The organism is Vibrio sp. 11-4(1) (genome assembly GCF_013048625.1).
GTDB lineage: Bacteria > Pseudomonadota > Gammaproteobacteria > Enterobacterales > Vibrionaceae > Vibrio > Vibrio diabolicus.
Map to the genome: position 1 here is coordinate 1 of NZ_VHSY01000010.1, position 18,142 is coordinate 18,142.

At 45.5% G+C, this 18,142-nt stretch carries 19 protein-coding genes and 2 pseudogenes; 16 read left to right on the plus strand and 5 right to left on the minus strand.

Going from position 1 to position 18,142, the window contains the following annotated elements:
* A pseudogene (locus tag FKN16_RS19130) lies at positions 1 to 101 on the plus strand (IS110 family transposase); the annotation flags it as partial.
* A gap of 68 nt (positions 102 to 169) precedes the next feature.
* Here FKN16_RS19130 and FKN16_RS19135 read toward each other — a convergent pair.
* The 4 genes and pseudogenes from FKN16_RS19135 to FKN16_RS19155 all read right to left on the minus strand — a co-directional run.
* Positions 170 to 439 carry a YkgJ family cysteine cluster protein gene (locus tag FKN16_RS19135; protein ID WP_074190171.1) on the minus strand — a complete coding sequence of 90 codons (270 nt, stop codon included), beginning with the start codon at positions 437 to 439 and terminating at the stop codon, positions 170 to 172.
* Between the two features lie 216 nt (positions 440 to 655).
* On the minus strand, positions 656 to 1,741 hold the full coding sequence (locus FKN16_RS19140; RefSeq protein ID WP_131815235.1) for a hypothetical protein: 1,086 nt from the start codon (positions 1,739 to 1,741) through the stop codon (positions 656 to 658).
* Between the two features lie 1,108 nt (positions 1,742 to 2,849).
* Entirely contained in the window at positions 2,850 to 3,611 is a 762-nt protein-coding gene (locus tag FKN16_RS19150) for a nucleotide-binding protein (protein WP_053047197.1), read from the minus strand.
* A 28-nt stretch (positions 3,612 to 3,639) separates the two neighbouring features.
* Positions 3,640 to 3,748: pseudogene (locus tag FKN16_RS19155) on the minus strand (DUF3265 domain-containing protein); the annotation flags it as partial.
* A 1,395-nt stretch (positions 3,749 to 5,143) separates the two neighbouring features.
* Between FKN16_RS19155 and FKN16_RS19160 the strand changes: the two are divergent.
* The 15 genes from FKN16_RS19160 to FKN16_RS19230 all read left to right on the plus strand — a co-directional run bounded on the left by FKN16_RS19160 (position 5,144) and on the right by FKN16_RS19230 (position 16,572).
* On the plus strand, positions 5,144 to 5,683 hold the full coding sequence (locus FKN16_RS19160; protein WP_074190169.1) for a hypothetical protein: 540 nt from the start codon (positions 5,144 to 5,146) through the stop codon (positions 5,681 to 5,683).
* A 2-nt stretch (positions 5,684 to 5,685) separates the two neighbouring features.
* Positions 5,686 to 6,447, plus strand: a complete 762-nt coding sequence (locus FKN16_RS19165; RefSeq protein ID WP_074190168.1) for a hypothetical protein — start codon at positions 5,686 to 5,688, stop codon at positions 6,445 to 6,447.
* Positions 6,440 to 7,417, plus strand: coding sequence for a hypothetical protein (locus FKN16_RS19170; RefSeq protein WP_074190167.1), 978 nt, complete (start codon positions 6,440 to 6,442; stop codon positions 7,415 to 7,417). Before FKN16_RS19165 ends, FKN16_RS19170 begins: the two co-directional genes overlap by 8 nt.
* Entirely contained in the window at positions 7,414 to 8,184 is a 771-nt protein-coding gene (locus FKN16_RS19175) for a hypothetical protein (RefSeq protein ID WP_033905460.1), read from the plus strand. The genes FKN16_RS19170 and FKN16_RS19175 overlap by 4 nt, the downstream gene beginning before the upstream one ends.
* 6 nt (positions 8,185 to 8,190) lie before the next feature.
* A complete protein-coding gene (locus FKN16_RS19180) occupies positions 8,191 to 8,475 on the plus strand; it encodes a PAAR domain-containing protein (RefSeq protein ID WP_074190166.1) in 285 nt (94 codons plus the stop codon).
* A 9-nt stretch (positions 8,476 to 8,484) separates the two neighbouring features.
* Positions 8,485 to 9,249: a hypothetical protein gene (locus FKN16_RS19185; protein WP_074190165.1), complete on the plus strand. Its 765-nt coding sequence runs from the start codon at positions 8,485 to 8,487 to the stop codon at positions 9,247 to 9,249.
* Positions 9,250 to 9,462: 213 nt separating this feature from the next.
* Entirely contained in the window at positions 9,463 to 9,642 is a 180-nt protein-coding gene (locus tag FKN16_RS19190) for a hypothetical protein (RefSeq protein ID WP_146192901.1), read from the plus strand.
* 232 nt (positions 9,643 to 9,874) lie between these two features.
* Entirely contained in the window at positions 9,875 to 10,426 is a 552-nt protein-coding gene (locus FKN16_RS19195; RefSeq protein WP_074190163.1) for an N-acetylmuramoyl-L-alanine amidase, read from the plus strand.
* Positions 10,426 to 10,776: a hypothetical protein gene (locus tag FKN16_RS19200; RefSeq protein WP_054866388.1), complete on the plus strand. Its 351-nt coding sequence runs from the start codon at positions 10,426 to 10,428 to the stop codon at positions 10,774 to 10,776. Before FKN16_RS19195 ends, FKN16_RS19200 begins: the two co-directional genes overlap by 1 nt.
* A 282-nt stretch (positions 10,777 to 11,058) precedes the next feature.
* Positions 11,059 to 12,708: a hypothetical protein gene (locus FKN16_RS19205; RefSeq protein ID WP_074190162.1), complete on the plus strand. Its 1,650-nt coding sequence runs from the start codon at positions 11,059 to 11,061 to the stop codon at positions 12,706 to 12,708.
* A 46-nt stretch (positions 12,709 to 12,754) separates the two neighbouring features.
* The gene (locus FKN16_RS19210; RefSeq protein WP_074190161.1) at positions 12,755 to 13,186 is read left to right on the plus strand and encodes a DNA-directed RNA polymerase subunit alpha C-terminal domain-containing protein; all 432 of its coding nucleotides are present in this window, start codon (positions 12,755 to 12,757) and stop codon (positions 13,184 to 13,186) included.
* Positions 13,179 to 14,753 carry a hypothetical protein gene (locus FKN16_RS19215; protein WP_074190160.1) on the plus strand — a complete coding sequence of 525 codons (1,575 nt, stop codon included), beginning with the start codon at positions 13,179 to 13,181 and terminating at the stop codon, positions 14,751 to 14,753. Before FKN16_RS19210 ends, FKN16_RS19215 begins: the two co-directional genes overlap by 8 nt.
* 21 nt (positions 14,754 to 14,774) lie before the next feature.
* Positions 14,775 to 15,443: a hypothetical protein gene (locus tag FKN16_RS19220; protein ID WP_074190159.1), complete on the plus strand. Its 669-nt coding sequence runs from the start codon at positions 14,775 to 14,777 to the stop codon at positions 15,441 to 15,443.
* A gap of 9 nt (positions 15,444 to 15,452) precedes the next feature.
* On the plus strand, positions 15,453 to 16,061 hold the full coding sequence (locus FKN16_RS19225; protein WP_074190158.1) for a hypothetical protein: 609 nt from the start codon (positions 15,453 to 15,455) through the stop codon (positions 16,059 to 16,061).
* A 13-nt stretch (positions 16,062 to 16,074) separates the two neighbouring features.
* Positions 16,075 to 16,572, plus strand: a complete 498-nt coding sequence (locus FKN16_RS19230) for a hypothetical protein (RefSeq protein ID WP_074190157.1) — start codon at positions 16,075 to 16,077, stop codon at positions 16,570 to 16,572.
* Between the two features lie 65 nt (positions 16,573 to 16,637).
* Here the strand turns inward: FKN16_RS19230 and FKN16_RS19235 are convergent, their stop codons facing one another.
* Entirely contained in the window at positions 16,638 to 17,969 is a 1,332-nt protein-coding gene (locus tag FKN16_RS19235; RefSeq protein WP_074190156.1) for a Fic family protein, read from the minus strand.
* Positions 17,970 to 18,142: the final 173 nt, after the last annotated feature.

Consider the following 18,142-nt stretch of genomic DNA (forward strand, 5'->3'; position numbering starts at 1 on the left):
AAAAAGTTGCCATTGTTGCCTGCATGAGAAAGATGGTTGTTATCTTAAATTCAATGCTAAGAGATGGTGTTATGTGGGATACAGATAGCCTCAAAAATTAACTATTGACGCCATAGTCTCTTGTTATGGCTTACAACTCACGAACGAACAGAAACGTTAATCTGTTGTTCTATATGAACTTGACACGTTCGTCTAAGCACTCATTAGAACCCATTTCAAACTCGCGGCATATCCAAGGACGGTTTTCATAAATTGTGCACATTAGAGTGTCTCTGTCTAAAGCGGCACACCAACCATCATTTAATCGCATCATTCGAGCGATGAACTCTTCTGGCACTCCAGTATCCGAGATAATCATAACTTCAAGGCGGCAGCAGCAAGCTTGGCAGTTTGAGCAAGATACATTTGAGGAAGAAGGTGTATTAGTTGGTATAAGCATGAGTAACTACAGTTTAGTCAATTGTGCATGATACCGTAAATTTGATGTGAACAACCTTCATTTCTGAGATTGCGAATCTTGTGAGCCATAACGCCGCATTAAGGTGTGAGCAACGCTACCACGATACTGAACCATACCACCGTAAACACTGAACTCATCGATGGAATGAAAAATGCCAAGCGTTGAGAATCACTCTTAAATGCTTTGTTATGTAAATTACCTAAAGAGTTCATCAATACAAACATTTTTCAGATTAAACATAGCCATATGACCATTTTCTGGCTGTTCGGTAAGTGTATGAATATCGCTGGCATCGAACCGAAAAAACAGATTTCTCTGTTTATCTCCAGAGATAGTAACGTGAAATGACAGAACGAATTGAGTGATGTCAGACTTTGAATTCATTAGAACTTTAGCAAAACTATACCCATACTTCGCAACCTCTTCTTTGAGCTGTTCTGGCGTTGTATTATTAATTTCAACATAGATATTGAAATGCGCTAGGTTTCCTTTGGAAGGGAATAAATATATTTTAAGTTCACCATCGAGAAAACTCGATGGTGTCATTGGATTCAACTCATAGTACCCATGATTTACAAGATATTCTTTGAGGTGCGAACGCTCTGTTTCATAGCTTCTGTCATCCTCTTTCGGCTCATCACTGTCCAGTTTATGCGTTAATTTAAGCTCAGTGTCCGTGAATGAGAAAAACTCGGGAATAAACATTGTAAGCTTAAACAGGGTATAGCAAAGCACAAGTAAACAGGAATAAAACATTGCTACTTCACTGAGTTCTAGGGTCAGCCCATTTTTTGACGAAAGTATGTAAGGATACAAGGCAACAAAGAAAGGTGGCACCAAATGCACTGCATTTCGTAATGCACCTCGATTACTTATATATCGAAAGTAGCGACGAATTGGACCGTACTGTCGAGGTACAAACTTGTGCGAGTTGAGAGTGATTATATACCCATCTTCTCGCGCATAATCGAGTGTATTAACCAGAAAGAAAACGCAAAAGACGAACTGAACAAATGCTGTCACCTGATTGCTGTCAGGTAAATACAGAACCAAAAAAGGAAGTAAAGTAAGATACGCCAACGACAGCAAAACTTGCTTACCAAAATACAAATAAAGCAAGACATACATTCGTCTCGAATACTTGAAGGAGGTAAACCCACTTTGCAAAATGAATAGCATTGCTGCAAAACCAATACCAAGCAAAACTCCTGCTACAGAAACTAACATTGCGTAAAACGACTGTATATTTACAGGTAGAGTTGGCTCTAACAGACTTTCCAAGTTCAAATTACTCCAAATTATTGAGATTTACATAACGCGCAGTTAAGGTGTGAGAGACGCACATGCACCCTAACCTAAAATAAACTCTGATAAATCCGTGCCTATTTGGGCACTAAAACCCCAATGCGTTTCGAATCGCCTTGAACGTCTTGTTATTCCGCAACTAAAGTCGGCTATGTTTACGCCTAATCTTTTGATATGACGAGAAATTTTCGGTATGCAGGCAAAAATCGAAGCCGAAGTATTTGGCAGCTCACTACCTTAAATCGCTTTAGCGTCACTCTTTAATTGCTGCGCCATATTAAGGTGCGCTTAAAGCGCTTTAAGCGCTAGCATGGAAATGACCAATATTCGCCCTTTTCGCCGCTTTTCCACCCTATTACCCCGCCACTTTCACTCTTAGGCTACAATCACGTACATTCAGCCTGAGAGATCCGTTGCGGAAATAACGCCGCATTAAGTGGTGAGCGACGCTAAACACCGGTGCTTCGACAAACCACTTAAAATACAAAAACTGAATTTACACTAAAACCGCCAAGCGTTGCGAATCCGTCTTAAATGCTTTGTTATGCAAATTCAATAAGATAAACAAGAAGTTACACCAAATTTAATTAAGAAAACAATCAAAATATTGGTTAAGTGAACCAAGAATCAGCCAAAGCCTGAACCGTGATAAATAAGCCACCAAAACAAAGTCCACCTTTCAGCAACAAACCAAGCTTTTGAATCAGGAAAACTTAACGAGCGAAACCTTCAGCAAGTACAAAATGCTCGATAACCTTGTCCTTTCCACACTTTGCGCCCGCTGAATTGGCAGCAAGCCAACGCTAAAAATGATTGAGGCAAACCAAGAATCTTGTCTGTTTTACGGTTTAAGTTAACCACGAATTTTAGGGTAAAAATGCTCATTTGCCGACAACACAAAACAAATAGCCGGAGAAATCCCAAAAGATTGAACCCCTAAATTTACCTGAGTTGCATAACGCCCTGTTAAGGTGTGAGCAACGCAATACCGAAGCTCCCGCATACCACGTTAAACACAAAACGCAACGCATAGTGAAAATGCCACGCGTTGCGAATCACTCTTAAACAGTTTGTTATACCCTGCCTAACTCGAAGCATGGGCTACTTTATCTGGATTTAAAACAAAGCCAGACTCTTTTAACCTAGCCGCAAGCCTTGGAACGGTTTCTTTTACATGATTATTAAATGGTATGTATAAAATGCCATCGGCATCTGACGGACGTTCAAGGTGACCTTTAACTAATATTGCTATATTGCGACGGCCAATAGAAGAAATTAACATACCCATTTCCAAAACGACATTTTGCCTTGCCCTTGGTTGAATAGATTCGTCTCCGCTGCTTAAAGCATACCCCATATCATCAGGTGTCATAAGGACAATACCGAAACTAGTAGCAGTTGAGTTTTGACCAATTTTAGCTTCTAGAGATTCAATAATTGTTAGGCCACCACCGCCACTATTTGCAAGAATAAAATGATCTATTCCCAATTTATGTAGAACTAACTCTAGTTGCTCACGAGCCATTTCATCATGGCCATGGACAACAAAAACCTGTTTCGACTGAGAGACGCTTGCAACTAATGTTTCCGTAGACGCATGAACAGGAGCTGTGTCTTGCTGTACTGGAGGAGTGGAACCAGAGTAAGAATTATAATCTTCTTCAAATTTTGCTTTTATTTGGGCTTTGCCTTGAACTTGCATCGTACCCGTTCGGTAGAGGTTGATAACTTCACCTTCTTCCGTTTTTATCTGATGCATGTTTCCCTTATCTTCAGATGACTTAATATTCCGGCCTAGTGCCGCAACAACAGTTTCAAGATCTTGAGGACATCCACTAAATTTCATATTTTCTCCTTATGGGTATAACGCCCAATTAAGGTGTGAGGCACGCAATACCGATGCTACCGCATACCACCTTAAACACTAAAACCGACGCATAGTAAAAATGCCACGCGTGCCGAATCACTCTTAAATTGTTTGTTAGTACGCTGTTCCTAAACCTTTTGATTTGCACCAAGATATTGAAATATAGCACGAAACTATAGGCAAAAACGCTAAAGTAAAACAGACAACTGCAAAACTAGAACTCAACCTCAAAACACAAGTTGGCGATAAGAAAAACACACCAAACTGCCCTATTTCGGCGATTTTCAAATTAGCAAAGGATTCGGTCACCAAACTTTGACAACCACACCAACGTACTGAATTTAAGATTAAAAAACTAAACACACAAAAGAAGCCGCGCCAGAGAAATAGCCAAAAAGTTAGAAACCGTAAACGGTGAAGCCAAAGCGGAAACTCCGCATATAGTGCCACCGGAAAGAACATGAAAGGCGCGCCCGGTCAAGTGCAAAGCTAGGAAACGAAACCAATAAACGCTGAATTTTTAACCTTCGATGCCCATCCCGTACTAACGCCGCGTTAAGTGGTGAACAACGCCAACCAACAAACTTAAACCATTGTACCTTAAACACTAAATTCAACTTGAACTGAAATCGCCAAGCGTTGTGAATCCGCCTTAAACGCCTTGTTAGGCGAAGTTTCCCACCAGGGTTTTAGGTTGTTTGAAAACAGATTACCCGAAACCGAATAAGCAACCAAACACCCACTGACTTTTTGTGATTCAAGAACCATAAAAGCCACTATATTTCAGCCGAAGTTTCGACAACCACGAAATACAGACTTTCAGCGCTCAAGTTGCTTTTGAGGAGGCGAAACGGAAAGATACGAACTTAAAGCGAGAACGAAAACCTCGATTAACTTGCCCTTTCCACACTTTGAGCCAGTGAAATTCACAACCAACCGATTGTAAAAACCAATGAGGCAACCCGCGAGCCTCGACATGTTTTACGGCCAGAGAGGTTCGAGAATTTGAGCCGACAATGTTGAATTGCCGGCATAGAAAAACGAATGCTCAAAGAGAACTAAGAAGATGAGAACAAATAGCTTTCCTGCCCGTCGCCTAACGCTTTTTATAAGGCTTTTAGCCGCCTTTCATACTCCTATCATGCTGACTTTCCAATTACAGTTCAATTGATAATCAATAGGTTAATGAGATGTAATGGGTATTAGATTGCAAAATGAAGCATAATTTTAAAATGCTTACATCGACACACCCTCGGATAACTATAGGTAAGAGAAGCTTTCATCCAAAAGAAGTTAATTAGCTTCAGTGATAACAAACAATGGGGCAGTAATGAGTTAGCCAAATTGTGCCCCCTAATTACCTTGAATTGTACAGATAAACATTACTATAAAGTTCGACAGAGCTAGAATCCAAAGAAACGTTACAAGACAGTGACGTAATCGAGCTTTAACGTTAATATTAGGCCTACTCCAACCCATCCTTAAAGCGCTGCTCCAATCATGGAGTGGTCATGACATTACAGACTAGCCGAAAGCAAGTGCCAGCCAGTGCAAAGCGCCTTAGCAGACTTGCGCCTAACTGGTCATACGCGAACAACATTCTTAACTTTGGTTGCGGTAAATTTCCCGACCTAACAGAAGAATACCTTACTAACTACCACAACCAGATCATGACGGTCACTCACTTTGACCCGAGTTCAAAAGCCAAAGGCGTAGTGAGCAATATTGCCGAAATTGACAGCTCAAAACGCCGTTTTTGCGTCATGTTGTGCGCGAACGTACTTAACATGCGCAAAGACCTCGATGCAGCGGTCGCAGACATGGCCAAGATTGATTTTGATTGCGCGGTCATTCAAATCTATGAGGGCAACCGATCCGGTAAAGGCCGCAAAACGCGAGACGGCTACCAGCGCAATGAGCCAGTATCGGCTTACCTCCCTATCCTAACGAGCAACTTCCACAAGTTCGATGTGACCTTACACCGAAGTGATAAGTGCATCACTATCGTAAAAGGCCGTAAGTATTACGAGCTGGACGATTTGGAGGACTAAGCATGCAACTGGATGAGACGTTCTTTGAAATCCCATGCGATGTAGTGACATTCGATGGCAAGGTGGAACACACCGAGCTAACCGACATCGATCGTGCGGTGGCTGCTTTTTTCCAGAACGTGCTTGATTCCTTAGTTGTGGCTGACACTAAGCGTCGAGAGAACAGTGAGTTTTCTCGCTTTGTTGGCCGTGATAAGTCGAGAAAGATTTATTACGGCAACTTTACCGATCCAGTGTCATTCCTATCTAAGTTGACAGCCAAACTAGGTGACAAGGTGAAAGCAAACCGTAATGAGCTTTTGCCTGTTTGCTATATCACGCGCGATCCGGTGATTGGGTTTGTTGATGGCGCGGAGTACGTCGATATTGCTGACTATGGCGAACTAACCAATGAGCAAGATCAACCTTATGCCGTGGTTAATAAGTCCTTTGTCGCGCTTACCTACCGCATTAATGCCCTAGCTTGGAACCAGTCTACCCTTAGCCGCCTAGCGCTAGGTTTAATGGTTTGGCTACGTCATACCAAGGGCAAGCGTAAGCACGTATTCAGAGCGAAAACCATGCTCGCTGATACTGAAATGGAAATCAGCATCGAGATACGTGGCCGTAAAGATGCGATGACCGAACCCGCCGAAGTAGACCATGAAAATACTCGCCTGTTTGCTTCCTCAATCTCTTTTGAAGTGATTGCAGAGGTTTATGAGGCCGAGTCGATCACTGTCCGTCAGGGCGCGATTGGTATGGGAGGCCGAGTCATTGAGTAATAAAGAATACTTTCTCGCCCAAAAAGTTGTCACCAACGAAAATGACATCCCTATCGAGCACATTCATTCGTTTACCTACATTGAGTGTGCTTCGATGGACGGCAACAAGCTGGTTATGGAAATCATGGATCACGCTGCCGTTTATCGGGATGACTACGGGATTAAGCGCGGTTCAGAGATCGAGGTCACGATGGCCGATGTGAACGAGCGAGGCGATCAGGTTTGGATTGAAAAATTCATTGTGGCCAAGTCCACCAGCGCTGACGGTATGCTTACCGTTCAAGCATTCCAAAAGGATGCGCACCTACTTAAAGAGCCAGTCACAACGCCTCGATTCTTTGTTGAAATGCAGCCTAAAGACATTCTGGCCGAGCTGTTACCCGAGCTAAAAATCGAATGTGACAGCTTTGAGCGTGGCGCTACGTACCATTTAAATGCTGGTGGTACTAAGTCTCGCTTAATTCGAACAATGGCCAGAGATTACGGCTCAGTGGCGTTTATCTGCCGTGGTGTTATACACTTTAAGTCGCTCAAGAACATGGATATGAGCGAGCAATTCAAGCTGGAACAGTCGAATCCAGAGGAAGCAGAGCACAGCATTGCAAACTACTCCATTATCGGAGAGGAAGCCCTGTTTGAGCGCGTTCTTAACCGTAACTATGCCTCTTGGGATACCGTCGAGGGCTTCCAAGGCGGTAAACGTTCGGGCGCTATGGTTATGGTTAGCGTTCCACAAGCCAAGGCGCTGAATAATCAACACATGGCCATCATCCCTATTTTGGATGTGGAACTTACCGGAAATACTGCCTTTACGCCTCTTTCGGTGTGCTCAGTGCTATTCCATAAACGGCTACCCGCTACCGAGCTGGATGAGTCCATGCCAGAGAAACAAATCATGAACCGTGTCGCCCATTGCCAACGTGGGAACCGGTATCAGTGTCGTATCGAGTTGGGAGTACGCAACATATGAGCGATTCGTCAGAGAACAGAACACGCACCAACGTCACTAACCGCTTGTTTGGTAGCTATCAGGCCGAGGTGGTCAATCCTGTCCATCCGAAAGGCTTGTACATGGTATCCGTTCGCTTGCTTGGTTATTGGGATGCAATCCCCGATAAGGATTTACCTTTTGCCGAGTTTCTACTGCCATTAGGTGCAAAACCGAGTGGTGGCCATGCAGTGCCAGTGGAAAAAGGGGATCTGGTTTGGGTGGATTTTCCTCGTAATGGTGATACCCGTTATCCCCGTATTACCGGATCGCTTTACTACGCGCCTAACTATGAGTCGTACCTACCAAGCGAGGTGAACGGAGAAGCCTATCAGCCTAAACGAGCCGAGGGTGAACCCGAGCCACCAGCCTATGACCGCAAAGATGCGCTCTTTGTGCGATTTGGTTTGCGCGAGCTCATCACGCATCAAGGCGGCTACTCAGTAACGCATACCCAAAGCGGCACGGCCATTGAAATCACACCAGATGGCCAATGTGTTATCCACGTCGAGGGCAATGCGTTTCGCAGCTCAACAGGGAACACATTGGAGCAAATCGGAGGCGCACTAACTATCAAAGTGAAAGGCGATGCGAACATCGAAGCGGGTGGTAATGCAACCGTAAAAGCCTCCGGTAAAGCCAACCTAGAGGGCAATGAAGTGACCATTAAAGCGAGTGGTAACGTCAATATCGATGCTGGTGGCCAGTTCGCTGTTAAGGCTGCCGCAGCTCCATTTACATTAGGGTAATGCACTATGCCAGCCGTAGGAATTGTAGGGAGTGTGGATAGTGGTCATGGTGGCTTTAGTCCAGGTGTTTTTGTTTCTGGCCAACCACTACTGACCGTGAATGGAGTCAACGTTTTAGGTACGGGTGATATATCCGTCATGCACGTAAAACCAGATAACCCGCCGCACGTTGGCGTTATTACTGGTAGTTCAAAACTTACTGTTAATCGCGTTCCGGTCGCAGTAGTAGGCGATGCCCTTGGGTGTGGCGCTACGCTGGTGAACGGTAACGACTTAATGACGATTGATTGAGGCAATTTGATGTTAGACACACAAGAGCAAATCGAGCAGTTTCGCCAGTTTTTAGACTTAGGCGGCCTTAAGGAAGCGGAGAACCTTACTCGAGGCAAATCCCTTAAGGTGAAGTGTGAAATCTTGTCAGAGAAGCTATCTGGCTGCGTGAGCGAGGATATTGAGGACTACCAAGGCGCATCGCAGTTAGTGGCAACGCTTAAGGGTTTGAATGGCTCAGTGAGCGCAACGGTGGCCACGTTAACGCAATGGAATGAGCACCTAGTGTTGATCACCGCCCCAACCGATCTCGAACAAGTGTCTATTGGTGTGAACGTCACACACAAGGTAGATGGCACAGAGGACAATGTACCCGCTCCGAGTATCTTGCCAATTACCAGCAAGGAAGAACTGAAAGCGCTTGAGGCAGTGATCAACGGTCTTTCTGGCCATGTTGATGAGGCCGTGTCCTTAATGGCGCAAATCAATGGCGCGTTAACGCCACCAGCGCCACCAACAGGCGATAGTGACTCAGATAGTGGTGCAACCTTGCCGCCGCCAGTCTTACCGCCAGAACTGGCTAACAAGGCCGATGCGCTAAATGAGGTAATAGCTCCCCTTGCTGGTGGCGTGGCCAGCTCAAGCAAGGTGATTGAGGCAATGATCATTGCGTCGAAAGAGGAACGCACCTTAGCGCTGGACTACTTCACTAAAGCGATTTCGTTTACCATTTGTAGCAACCAGACGAAAAAAACGAGTATCAAAGATGCGACAGCGGAGGTATTTAGACTGTAGAATGTTTTTTGTTGCTAATGACTTTCCTATTCGCACTAGAAAAAAGACAAAATGAGTTATTCAGTTTATTTGAACGCATGTCAACTATGCGGATTATTGTCGCTCATCATCGTACTAGCGATTAACCTATTTAGAGCTCGAAACGAGCTTAAAGCCACCAAGGCGCGACTATCCTTTGTGATACGCAAAAGCCTCAGTTTCGAGGGGGAATACATGTACGATGGGTGCCGAATGAACGTGATATTTGATGCGGTGCGATACAGCGGAAATCAGTTTTACTTGATGCGTAAAGATCAGGTGATGGCCAGCTTCCACGTAGAACCCTATCGAGTTAATCCTGTTCTTGATTACTTCAAATCAAACAAGATAGAGCCCGTTCAAAACCGACCATAATCCAAGCAAAGCCAGCGTTCGCGCTGGTTTTTTCTGATTTACAGGCAAAAAAAAGCCGCGAGGTAAGTGTTCGCGGCGCAAGAAGCTATTACAAAGGCTAAAAATGAAGTTTCAACATTAGTTGACACCAGCCGATTGGGATGCCGATCTGGTAAATAAAATACATTTCCTATTCCGAACATAGTCAATACCTAAGTGTATATTAGTTAAACTAAGTTTGGGAATTTATAAAATGAAAAAAGTCTGCATTGTTGTTGGCCACAGCTTTAAAGATGGTGGCGCTTACAATGAAACATTCGGAATGAATGAATATAGCTACAATCATCCCCTAGCCAGCTTATTGGCTGCCGAGCTACATAAGCGAGACATGCTTCCAGTGATCATGTATCGAGACACCTACTCACGGATGATCGGTGATGTGAACGATTCAAGCGCTGACTATGCCATCGAGTTACATTGTAACAGCGTGGCAAATAAGGACGTTCAAGGCTCAGAGACATTGCATTGGCATAAGTCAGCCAAGAGCCAAGCACTCGCTCTGCGCCTACAAAAAGCGGTGGCTGAACTTATCGGACAGCGTAATCGTGGTCTTAAGGCTATCTCGAACACTGGTACTGATACTCGCGGTTGGCGTTTCTTGATGAAAACCAAAATGCCAGCCGTGATTTTGGAGCCGTTCTTTTTGTCTAACGATGAGTCGTTGCAAAAGGGATTAGAACTGCGCGAAAAGCTAGCCGTAGCACTGGCAGAAGCGTTCGCAGAACACATTAAAGAGAGCAATTAATGATGGGACTAGCAAAAGTGTTTACAAGCCGCCTATTTAAGAGCGCCACCAGCGAGAAAGTAGGTGGCATTATCCACGAACTGACCGAGTTTGGTGATCGTGTGTTTACCAGTGACGAAGAACGCAAAGAGTTTGCCTACAAACTGGCAGAGCTTGAAGCGGCCAGCTCTAACACATTGGTACGTACTGGACGCGCCGCTATGATGTGGAGCATTGCGCTGGTGGTCGTTTATCAACTCATTGTTCGTGACTTTTTGGCCGTTTTCTATGGTGTTGAGCTTCCAAGCTTAGAGACTGACACACAAGAGCTGCTAAGCAACGTGTTCGGCTTTTTGGCTGGAACCCTATAACAACTAAAAATTTTTTAAATTTTTTTTAGTTGCCCTTTCCTATCCCCTTTCTCCTCAACAAAAACACACGATCAACGACATAGACCCCCCCTGTCGTTACCATTCCCACAAAAGCGCACAAAAAGAAACAAATACATTATATAACAATAAGTTAAATGCAATTTTACCCCTGTTTTTTTCGCAATAAATCTTAATTACTATCCGGAATTGAGCGAATTTTTACCGCTTTTCTGCGGCTTAACCATTCCGAACATACTCAATTAATAACTAAGGTTTATTTACATGGCAGATAAACGTTCTAACTTCAACAAACGCATTGAGGCGATTCATTTAGGCGCTCAAGCAATGCGTAATCTGTGTATCGAATCCCAATTCGATTCACAAACAGGCATGTTTCTAACTGACGACAATTCTCGTGGCGCGGCTATTTTGTCAGCCATTGCGAATGAGCCTATGTTCGAGTCAGTGTCTCAAGAAACAGCGGTTGGCATCGTATCAGGTATGCAATCTGCGGTACGTGAATACGAAAAGACTTACGGCCACCTACCTAGCGACGAACTAATGGCATCAGCTCACGCAACTATGCGTAACATGATGACATTAGAGGGCGCTAAGCGTGATGGCTCAACAGGCGCAATGATGCTTGAGTCTATCGGTCAGTCTCTATCAACGTCAGAGGGTGTTGAAATCCGCGCGAAAATGGTTGGCCTAGTGCTGCCTGTGCTTTTAGAGACAGCAACACTTGACGCTGTAACGATGATCCCAGCGGGAGCCAACGAAGTTGAGATCTTCAAAGTGTACCGCCGCACTGGCTCAAACTTTGGTGACTTCGCAGCGGGTACTGAAATCGACCAAGCAACGGTTGGCCAATACTCGTCTATGCGTCAGCGTTACAAGTTTGTCGCTGAACAGCAACCAGACGGCACTAAGACAACTCACGTCTTTGACTCTAAGACTGACCTACAACACACCAAGTTTGAAATCCCATTCACGAAGACATCTGTTTCCCTATTTATTAACCATAAACGTGTGGCTCGCGACCTAGACAGCAACGGCAGTCAAATAATGACAGGCACTCACAATGGTATGGTTATTAACTGTCAGATAGACCATGCAAAAGGCAAAGTTACCGTCACTCCAACATCGGCACTTCCAGAAGAAACCGTTCTACACATCGAATTCGAGGTAGACATTGAGAAACGTCCAGATCTGATCCCAACTATCGATCACGACATGGACTCTCGCACGCTACGCCCACGTCAAAACGCAATCGCAGCAGACGCGACGATCCAAGCGATGTTCACAATGCAACGCGAGTTTGGCCAAGATCTGAAATCTCTACAGATGAGCCACATGCGCAACACATTGGCATCGGAAAAAGCGACTCGCCACCTAGTAGATATGGACTTTGCTTGTACGCGCGAAGAAACATTCAATATCTACGTAGCAGCTGGTGAAGATTGGCGTCTACATCGTGAACGTCTAAACGAAGTTCTTCTAAACGTTTCTACGAAGATCCTACAAGCGACTCGCACAACTGGCATGACAGGTATCTTTGCTGGTACTGGCGCGTCAACAATCCTTAAGTCTCTTGGTGCTCCATATTTCGTTGCTCCGGCTAACTACCAACAGAAAAACGCTATCCACTACGCGGGTAAATTGTTCGGTATGTGGAAAGTGTTCGAATGTCCGGTAGTTATCGGTACGAACGACATGCTTTGTTACGGTCGCGGTTCTTCTCACTCAGAAGCGGGTTACGTAGCGGGTGATGCGATCGCAGCAACCATGTACACACATCCAATCGGCAAAGGTCTAGTAGCGTCTAACACGCTATACGAATTGGCCTACGGCGAGATCCATCCATTCGACGGAGAAGACTACTTCTACCGTGTGAGACTTATCGACGAAGCTCCTGTAGCAGAAGCGGCATAAGGCAAGTAAGCGGCAGTCTTACGGGCTGCCGCTCTTGGGGGATTCGATGAAAGAAACGATCGTTTTAATCACCAACCACACACCAAAGGAAATCACGGTGCAGGGTCGCGTTATGCCACCACTGGCCAAAGATTTCCCTCTCTCAGTTTTCAACGTGAACCGCTTCAAACACGAAGTGGAAGCGGCCTATCCAAACGGCCTTGTTTCGGTTCGTCTTGAGCCAACGGTTTTACCAGAAGTTCAAAAACAACCAGACACTGCCACCAGCAACAAAGGCACAGCGCTATCAGAACTTGAGCTAAGCGCGAGCGTTGAAAAAGCACTGACTAACCACGGTGTAGCAACAGTTGAACAACTAACCGAAATGACGAAAGAAAACGTGATTGCGGTGAAAGGTATTGCTCAAGCGGGTTTACAAGAAATTGTCAGCCAGCTTGCAGCACAGAATCTAACGCTGAAAGAGACAGAGAATGAGTAAGATTGAATTTTCAATGGATAACGTCTCACAAGTTGCGGTTGCGCCAATTAACGCTGACTCGACAACTAAGCAAGGCACTGGCTCTAACCAGCTAGTGTTTGGCGGTGTGATTGTGTCTCAAAAGGGTAAGCCGTTCGAAGTTATTCCGGTAACGGCGGCTAACTTCCTAGACAAACTAGGCAAGCCTTACCACTCAAGCCTTGGCAAACTGGCTGACGGCATGCGCGTTCTTGATGAAGCATTGCGCGGCGGTAATGGCTACGTGGTTCGTGTCGTACCAAAAACGGCAACCTATCCAGCTATCAAGCTAACTAAACCAGCAGACGAAGTAACGATCACAAATGAAGCGATCAACTACTCGGCTGACCTGTCACTTGAAGATGGCGAATTTTTAGCGATCGCTATCAAAGACGGTGCTCAATCCGATAACCGCTCTATCACGCTTGCGAAAGCAGACGAAGCGACTTATGGCACTGGCATGTTCACTCTTACCCTAGAGGAAGAACAGGCTGCCGGTGGCTCTGTAGTGCTAGAAGAATGGGTTGTATCCCTAGAGCCTACAGCAGTAGACCAAATGGGTAGCGCTGCGTTTATCGAGACTATTCTTGAAGAACGTTCGCAGTACCTAACTTGTCGCATCGATGCAGAAGTAGCGAAACGCGAAGTTACTGCAATTGCTCAAACCAAATTCACTGGCGCAACCAACGGCAATATTAGCGACATTACGGCTGAAGATTACCAGAAAGCAGTGAAAGCACTACGCACTACCGTTTACAGCTACAACTACGTTTGTGGTTTGGGCTGCTACGAAACAGCGGTAATCACTGACCTAGCGCAAATCTGTAAAGACAAACGCATTTCTGGCTACTTCGATATTGATCCTCGCCTAACGCACGAAGCGGCATTGGAGTTCAAAAAAGGTCTGAACTTCAACAACCATCGCGCTTCATTCGTGCATATCCCTTACCTCGCTAAGTGTCGTTTCTACGGCAACATGGCGGTATGGGGCGGCTCGGGTATCGGCTTTGCAGCTAAAGCGCTTGGTGTTGCTAAAACCTCTCCGGTCGGCGGTTGGCACTACACACCAGCAGGTGTTGAACGTGCTGTTATTCAGCGTACTGGCCTAAAACCAATCCAAGGTTCTGGCGAGCCTAACTACCAAGAAATGTACAAGGCGCGTCTAAACAAGCTAGGCACAGACGAAAGCGGCAACCTGTTCATTGATGACTCCCTAACGTCATCTGCGGCTGAAAACTACCTACGTTTTGAGCAAGTCGTGTCTATTGCTGACGCTATCTCACGCGACTTCTACGCACTAGGTAATCGCCTAAAACACCAACCTGACGGTGCAACGCTTGAGGGTCTAACTGACGGTATGGCCAGCATCCTAGAGGGCTATGAAGCCGTTGGTGCGCTAGTGACACCTCGTAATCCAGATCAAGACGGCGAAAGCGCTTGGACACTGGAAATCAAGCAAGTCGAAATCGACTACTGGAAAGTCACTTGGTCGTTCTGTCCAACTGGCTCCGCACGTCGAATCCTTGGTGAACCTGTACTAATCCGTTAATCAACAAAGAGCAAGAATAGAATGAAATCAATGTTTTCTGAGGGTTCTGTTCTTGCTCGGCCATTTGTGATGCCACAAGTGGCCGAGCAGGAACAAACTGAAACTGCATTTTTTGAGTCTGTAACAGAAGACCAACTTCTTGAGTCAATCAACCGTGCATCAACCATCATGGCTCGCCAAGACGCAGCCGCGGCTTGTGTTCAGTGGGTTAACGGTGGCGACAGCTCAATCGACAACTTAGACGCAATGCTATTTGGCATGGCTGGTGGCGATGACGATACCGAGCTAACCGATGGCCAAGCAGCGCTATACGAATCGCTACAGGAAGCGGCTAGCGAGTTCATTGCTCAAGTTGGCCAGCCAAAAGAGGGCGACATGCGAGAAGCTCTGGAAGATCCAGAAGCAGCAGATCGCATCTTTGAATCCCTAGAGCGTGGCCTAGACAACGTGGACTCAGACGAAGCGATTGCAGAATTCGCCGTTCGTGAATCCATGATGCTTGAAGCGCTTAAGAAAGTGATCCGTGATGGCAAGGTGACTTACATCAAAACTAATCGCCGTAAACGCCGTATGAGTGCAGCACAAAAAGCAGCACTTAAGAAAGCGCGCGCGAAAGCTCACAGCTCAGCAGCTAAAGCAGCTCGAAAAAAGTCTAACCGCATGCGCGATTCTCGCGGTATGGACAAGTAAGGGTAAGCAATGGCTGTAATTGTCGGCGTACCTAATGATGATGGCGTGTCTATCCACAATAAATGCGCCATTACACAAGTCATAGGCGGTCAAGAGGTTACGGTCATTGGTTACATGACTGATGAGTGTCAGCTTGCCTTTAGAGCGATATGGGAAGCGCCGTTTGAGGGCGATTCCGTGGGTAACATCAATGCCCTAGATAAAACGTCCTCAATCGCGCAAACCGTGTCGGATAAGACGAGTAAAACACTATGGAACAGTCAGCAAGTTTGGCAAGGGAACGAGCCGCCAGAGATAACCGTAACGCTTAAATTTGTCGCGTTCACCAATGCCAAATCAGAGGTTAATGATCCCATTAAATACCTGGCTCAGATGATTAGTCCCGAGCTAAAAAATACTGTTCCAGTCAGTTCCGATGACCTTGGTGGCCGTGTTCCAAGTGATGCGAGATTCAAGATTGGCAAAGCGCTCAATCTACCTATGCGTATTAGCGAGGTGAGCTATGACATTAACGCACCTAAGACGCGAGACGGCAATTTCGCTTACAACACGGTAACTATTACCGCCGCTCCTAAGCAAATGATTAATCAGTCACAGATTCCAAACCACTTCCAATAGAATAGGTGTAATTATGGCCGGAGCATTTAACGCAAAAGGCGATATGAATTTCTTAAAACAGAAATTCACTAAGAACGTCCAAGCTGGCGAAAAGATGATGGGTACAGAGTTCGAGATGAAAATCGAAGAATACCCTAATCTTAGCGTTTTGGTGCGTTCTACTCAGTTTCCAGCAATGGGACGTGCAGACGTAGAAGATTTTGGCCAAATGGGCTTGGGCTACATCCAAAATGGTGCGCTTGAGAACAAAGGCGAAATCGCGGTGACATGCGTAGAAACGATCACAGGTACAGTGCTAGAAATGCTACGTGAGATCGTTCGTGAAAAGAAAATGGTCACTGTCGTTATCGAGTCTACGCCTGAATCTACTGAGGGTAAGGGTGCTAAGTCACATCGATTCCGCTTAGAGCACGTAAAAGTGCGCTCAGACGTGATCGACCTATCGACAGAAGATTCAGCAGCACTTGTTAAGCCAGCTATCACACTGCAATACAACTGGGTAGATTTCTAATCGCCAACCAGTCCTATTCTATTCCCCACAAAAAGGCCGCCAATTAGGCGGCTTTTTTGATGCTCTTAAGCTTTGGTCAGTCTCTCTTTCAAGTCGGCTGGTGCAATGTAGGTGTTCTCGTTGCCATCCTTTGATTTGAACAGAAATTTCAGCTCTACCAGCTTCTCAAGATACTTGCGCGCAGAGGTATGAGACACGTCAAAATCAGACTGAATTTCCTTAACTGAAAAGACACGTCCGGCTGTTTCTAACCCCTTGGCCAGAATCACAATGTGCGGCAGTTTCAACACGCCCTTAAGCTTGGAGTCATCTAGCAGCTCGCGCACCTCTCTCGTATCTTCAATCTTAGACTTGATGTACTCGTTAAAGCGCTCAATCGCATTGATGATGACCGTTAGCTGGTAGTCCACAAAGTGCGTTAAGTCATTGTCGTCCGTTTCGGTGTAAACGTAGCTTCTAACGTACTTGGTTGGCGCGCTCTTAAAAGGTGCAGAGACCGAGACGTACTTAAAGTTCTCATAACCATGCTTAAGGATGAACCAGTAGAAAAGCGCCCTAGCCGTTCTTCCGTTTCCGTCCATGAATGGGTGAATGTAGCCAATCATAAAGTGCAGAATACAAGCCTTAACGATTGGATTCATAAAATTGGCGCTGGTGGTATGGTCGGTGTTGGCGAAGTCACATAGTTGCTCGATGAGCTTCAAAACGTGCTCATGTTCTGGCGCTTCGTGAATAATATCGCCAGTGGCCACGTCTCTAACCATGACCGCATCCGTTCTGTATTGGCCAGCAACGTGCTCATTCTCTAGCACGCCATCGGTGGCGATGCCATTAAACCCGCTAATCAATTCTGGTGTGAGCTCTACATCCTTAAGTTCATCGGCCATCATGATCAAACGCCAGTTATTGAAAATCATCCGTTCGGAGTCATCTTTAGGCTCACGCTCCGTTTCAAGCATTTCCTTAGCGACTTTGCGCGTTGTGGCAGCTCCCTCCAATTGGGCGCTGCTAATAGCTTCTTCCATGATCACGCTTTTCACTAGGTGCGCCTTTTTGTCTTGAGCAGATAGCGGCAAATCTTCTAGTTTGAGCTGTTTATCGATGTGGAATAGCTTAGCGTCAAGGCTGGCTGCACTAACCTGGAACGGATTGCCCTTTTCATCAACAAGCGAAATGTCGTTAAGGCCACGTCTAATTTTTAGGGCATGCCAAGCATAGCCCTTTTGGTCGCCTTTAAACTCTTTTGAACGGTACTGGAACGCATCCCAATGCAAGTAGTTACCGCTACTATCAAACCCGTACTTGCTTGGGTCTAACTTGTCGATTAGCTCTACTACTTTAATGAAATCAGTGGGTTTTGCTGGTGGGATGCTAACTCCCGCAATCTTTTTGCTCATTCCGTGAAACTTTTTGCAAATGTTTAATGCATGTAGTATTGCACACAGGCAATGGGAGTCAATCGCTTATCTATCTAAGAATTGCAAGAGGTGTAATGCTTTGCTGAATACTTTCAATAGTACAGTTGCTCCCTTAACTGCCATCCCGATCGATCAATATTTTATGCCAGTGA

Coding starts and splice junctions, on each gene's coding strand:
- FKN16_RS19135 (WP_074190171.1), bottom strand. CDS start 439: ATGCTTATACCAACTAATACACCTTCTTCCTCAAATGTATCTTGCTCA.
- FKN16_RS19150 (WP_053047197.1), bottom strand. CDS start 3,611: ATGAAATTTAGTGGATGTCCTCAAGATCTTGAAACTGTTGTTGCGGCA.
- FKN16_RS19160 (WP_074190169.1), top strand. CDS start 5,144: ATGACATTACAGACTAGCCGAAAGCAAGTGCCAGCCAGTGCAAAGCGC.
- FKN16_RS19165 (WP_074190168.1), top strand. CDS start 5,686: ATGCAACTGGATGAGACGTTCTTTGAAATCCCATGCGATGTAGTGACA.
- FKN16_RS19175 (WP_033905460.1), top strand. CDS start 7,414: ATGAGCGATTCGTCAGAGAACAGAACACGCACCAACGTCACTAACCGC.
- FKN16_RS19180 (WP_074190166.1), top strand. CDS start 8,191: ATGCCAGCCGTAGGAATTGTAGGGAGTGTGGATAGTGGTCATGGTGGC.
- FKN16_RS19185 (WP_074190165.1), top strand. CDS start 8,485: ATGTTAGACACACAAGAGCAAATCGAGCAGTTTCGCCAGTTTTTAGAC.
- FKN16_RS19190 (WP_146192901.1), top strand. CDS start 9,463: ATGTACGATGGGTGCCGAATGAACGTGATATTTGATGCGGTGCGATAC.
- FKN16_RS19195 (WP_074190163.1), top strand. CDS start 9,875: ATGAAAAAAGTCTGCATTGTTGTTGGCCACAGCTTTAAAGATGGTGGC.
- FKN16_RS19200 (WP_054866388.1), top strand. CDS start 10,426: ATGATGGGACTAGCAAAAGTGTTTACAAGCCGCCTATTTAAGAGCGCC.
- FKN16_RS19205 (WP_074190162.1), top strand. CDS start 11,059: ATGGCAGATAAACGTTCTAACTTCAACAAACGCATTGAGGCGATTCAT.
- FKN16_RS19210 (WP_074190161.1), top strand. CDS start 12,755: ATGAAAGAAACGATCGTTTTAATCACCAACCACACACCAAAGGAAATC.
- FKN16_RS19215 (WP_074190160.1), top strand. CDS start 13,179: ATGAGTAAGATTGAATTTTCAATGGATAACGTCTCACAAGTTGCGGTT.
- FKN16_RS19220 (WP_074190159.1), top strand. CDS start 14,775: ATGAAATCAATGTTTTCTGAGGGTTCTGTTCTTGCTCGGCCATTTGTG.
- FKN16_RS19225 (WP_074190158.1), top strand. CDS start 15,453: ATGGCTGTAATTGTCGGCGTACCTAATGATGATGGCGTGTCTATCCAC.
- FKN16_RS19230 (WP_074190157.1), top strand. CDS start 16,075: ATGGCCGGAGCATTTAACGCAAAAGGCGATATGAATTTCTTAAAACAG.
- FKN16_RS19235 (WP_074190156.1), bottom strand. CDS start 17,969: ATGAGCAAAAAGATTGCGGGAGTTAGCATCCCACCAGCAAAACCCACT.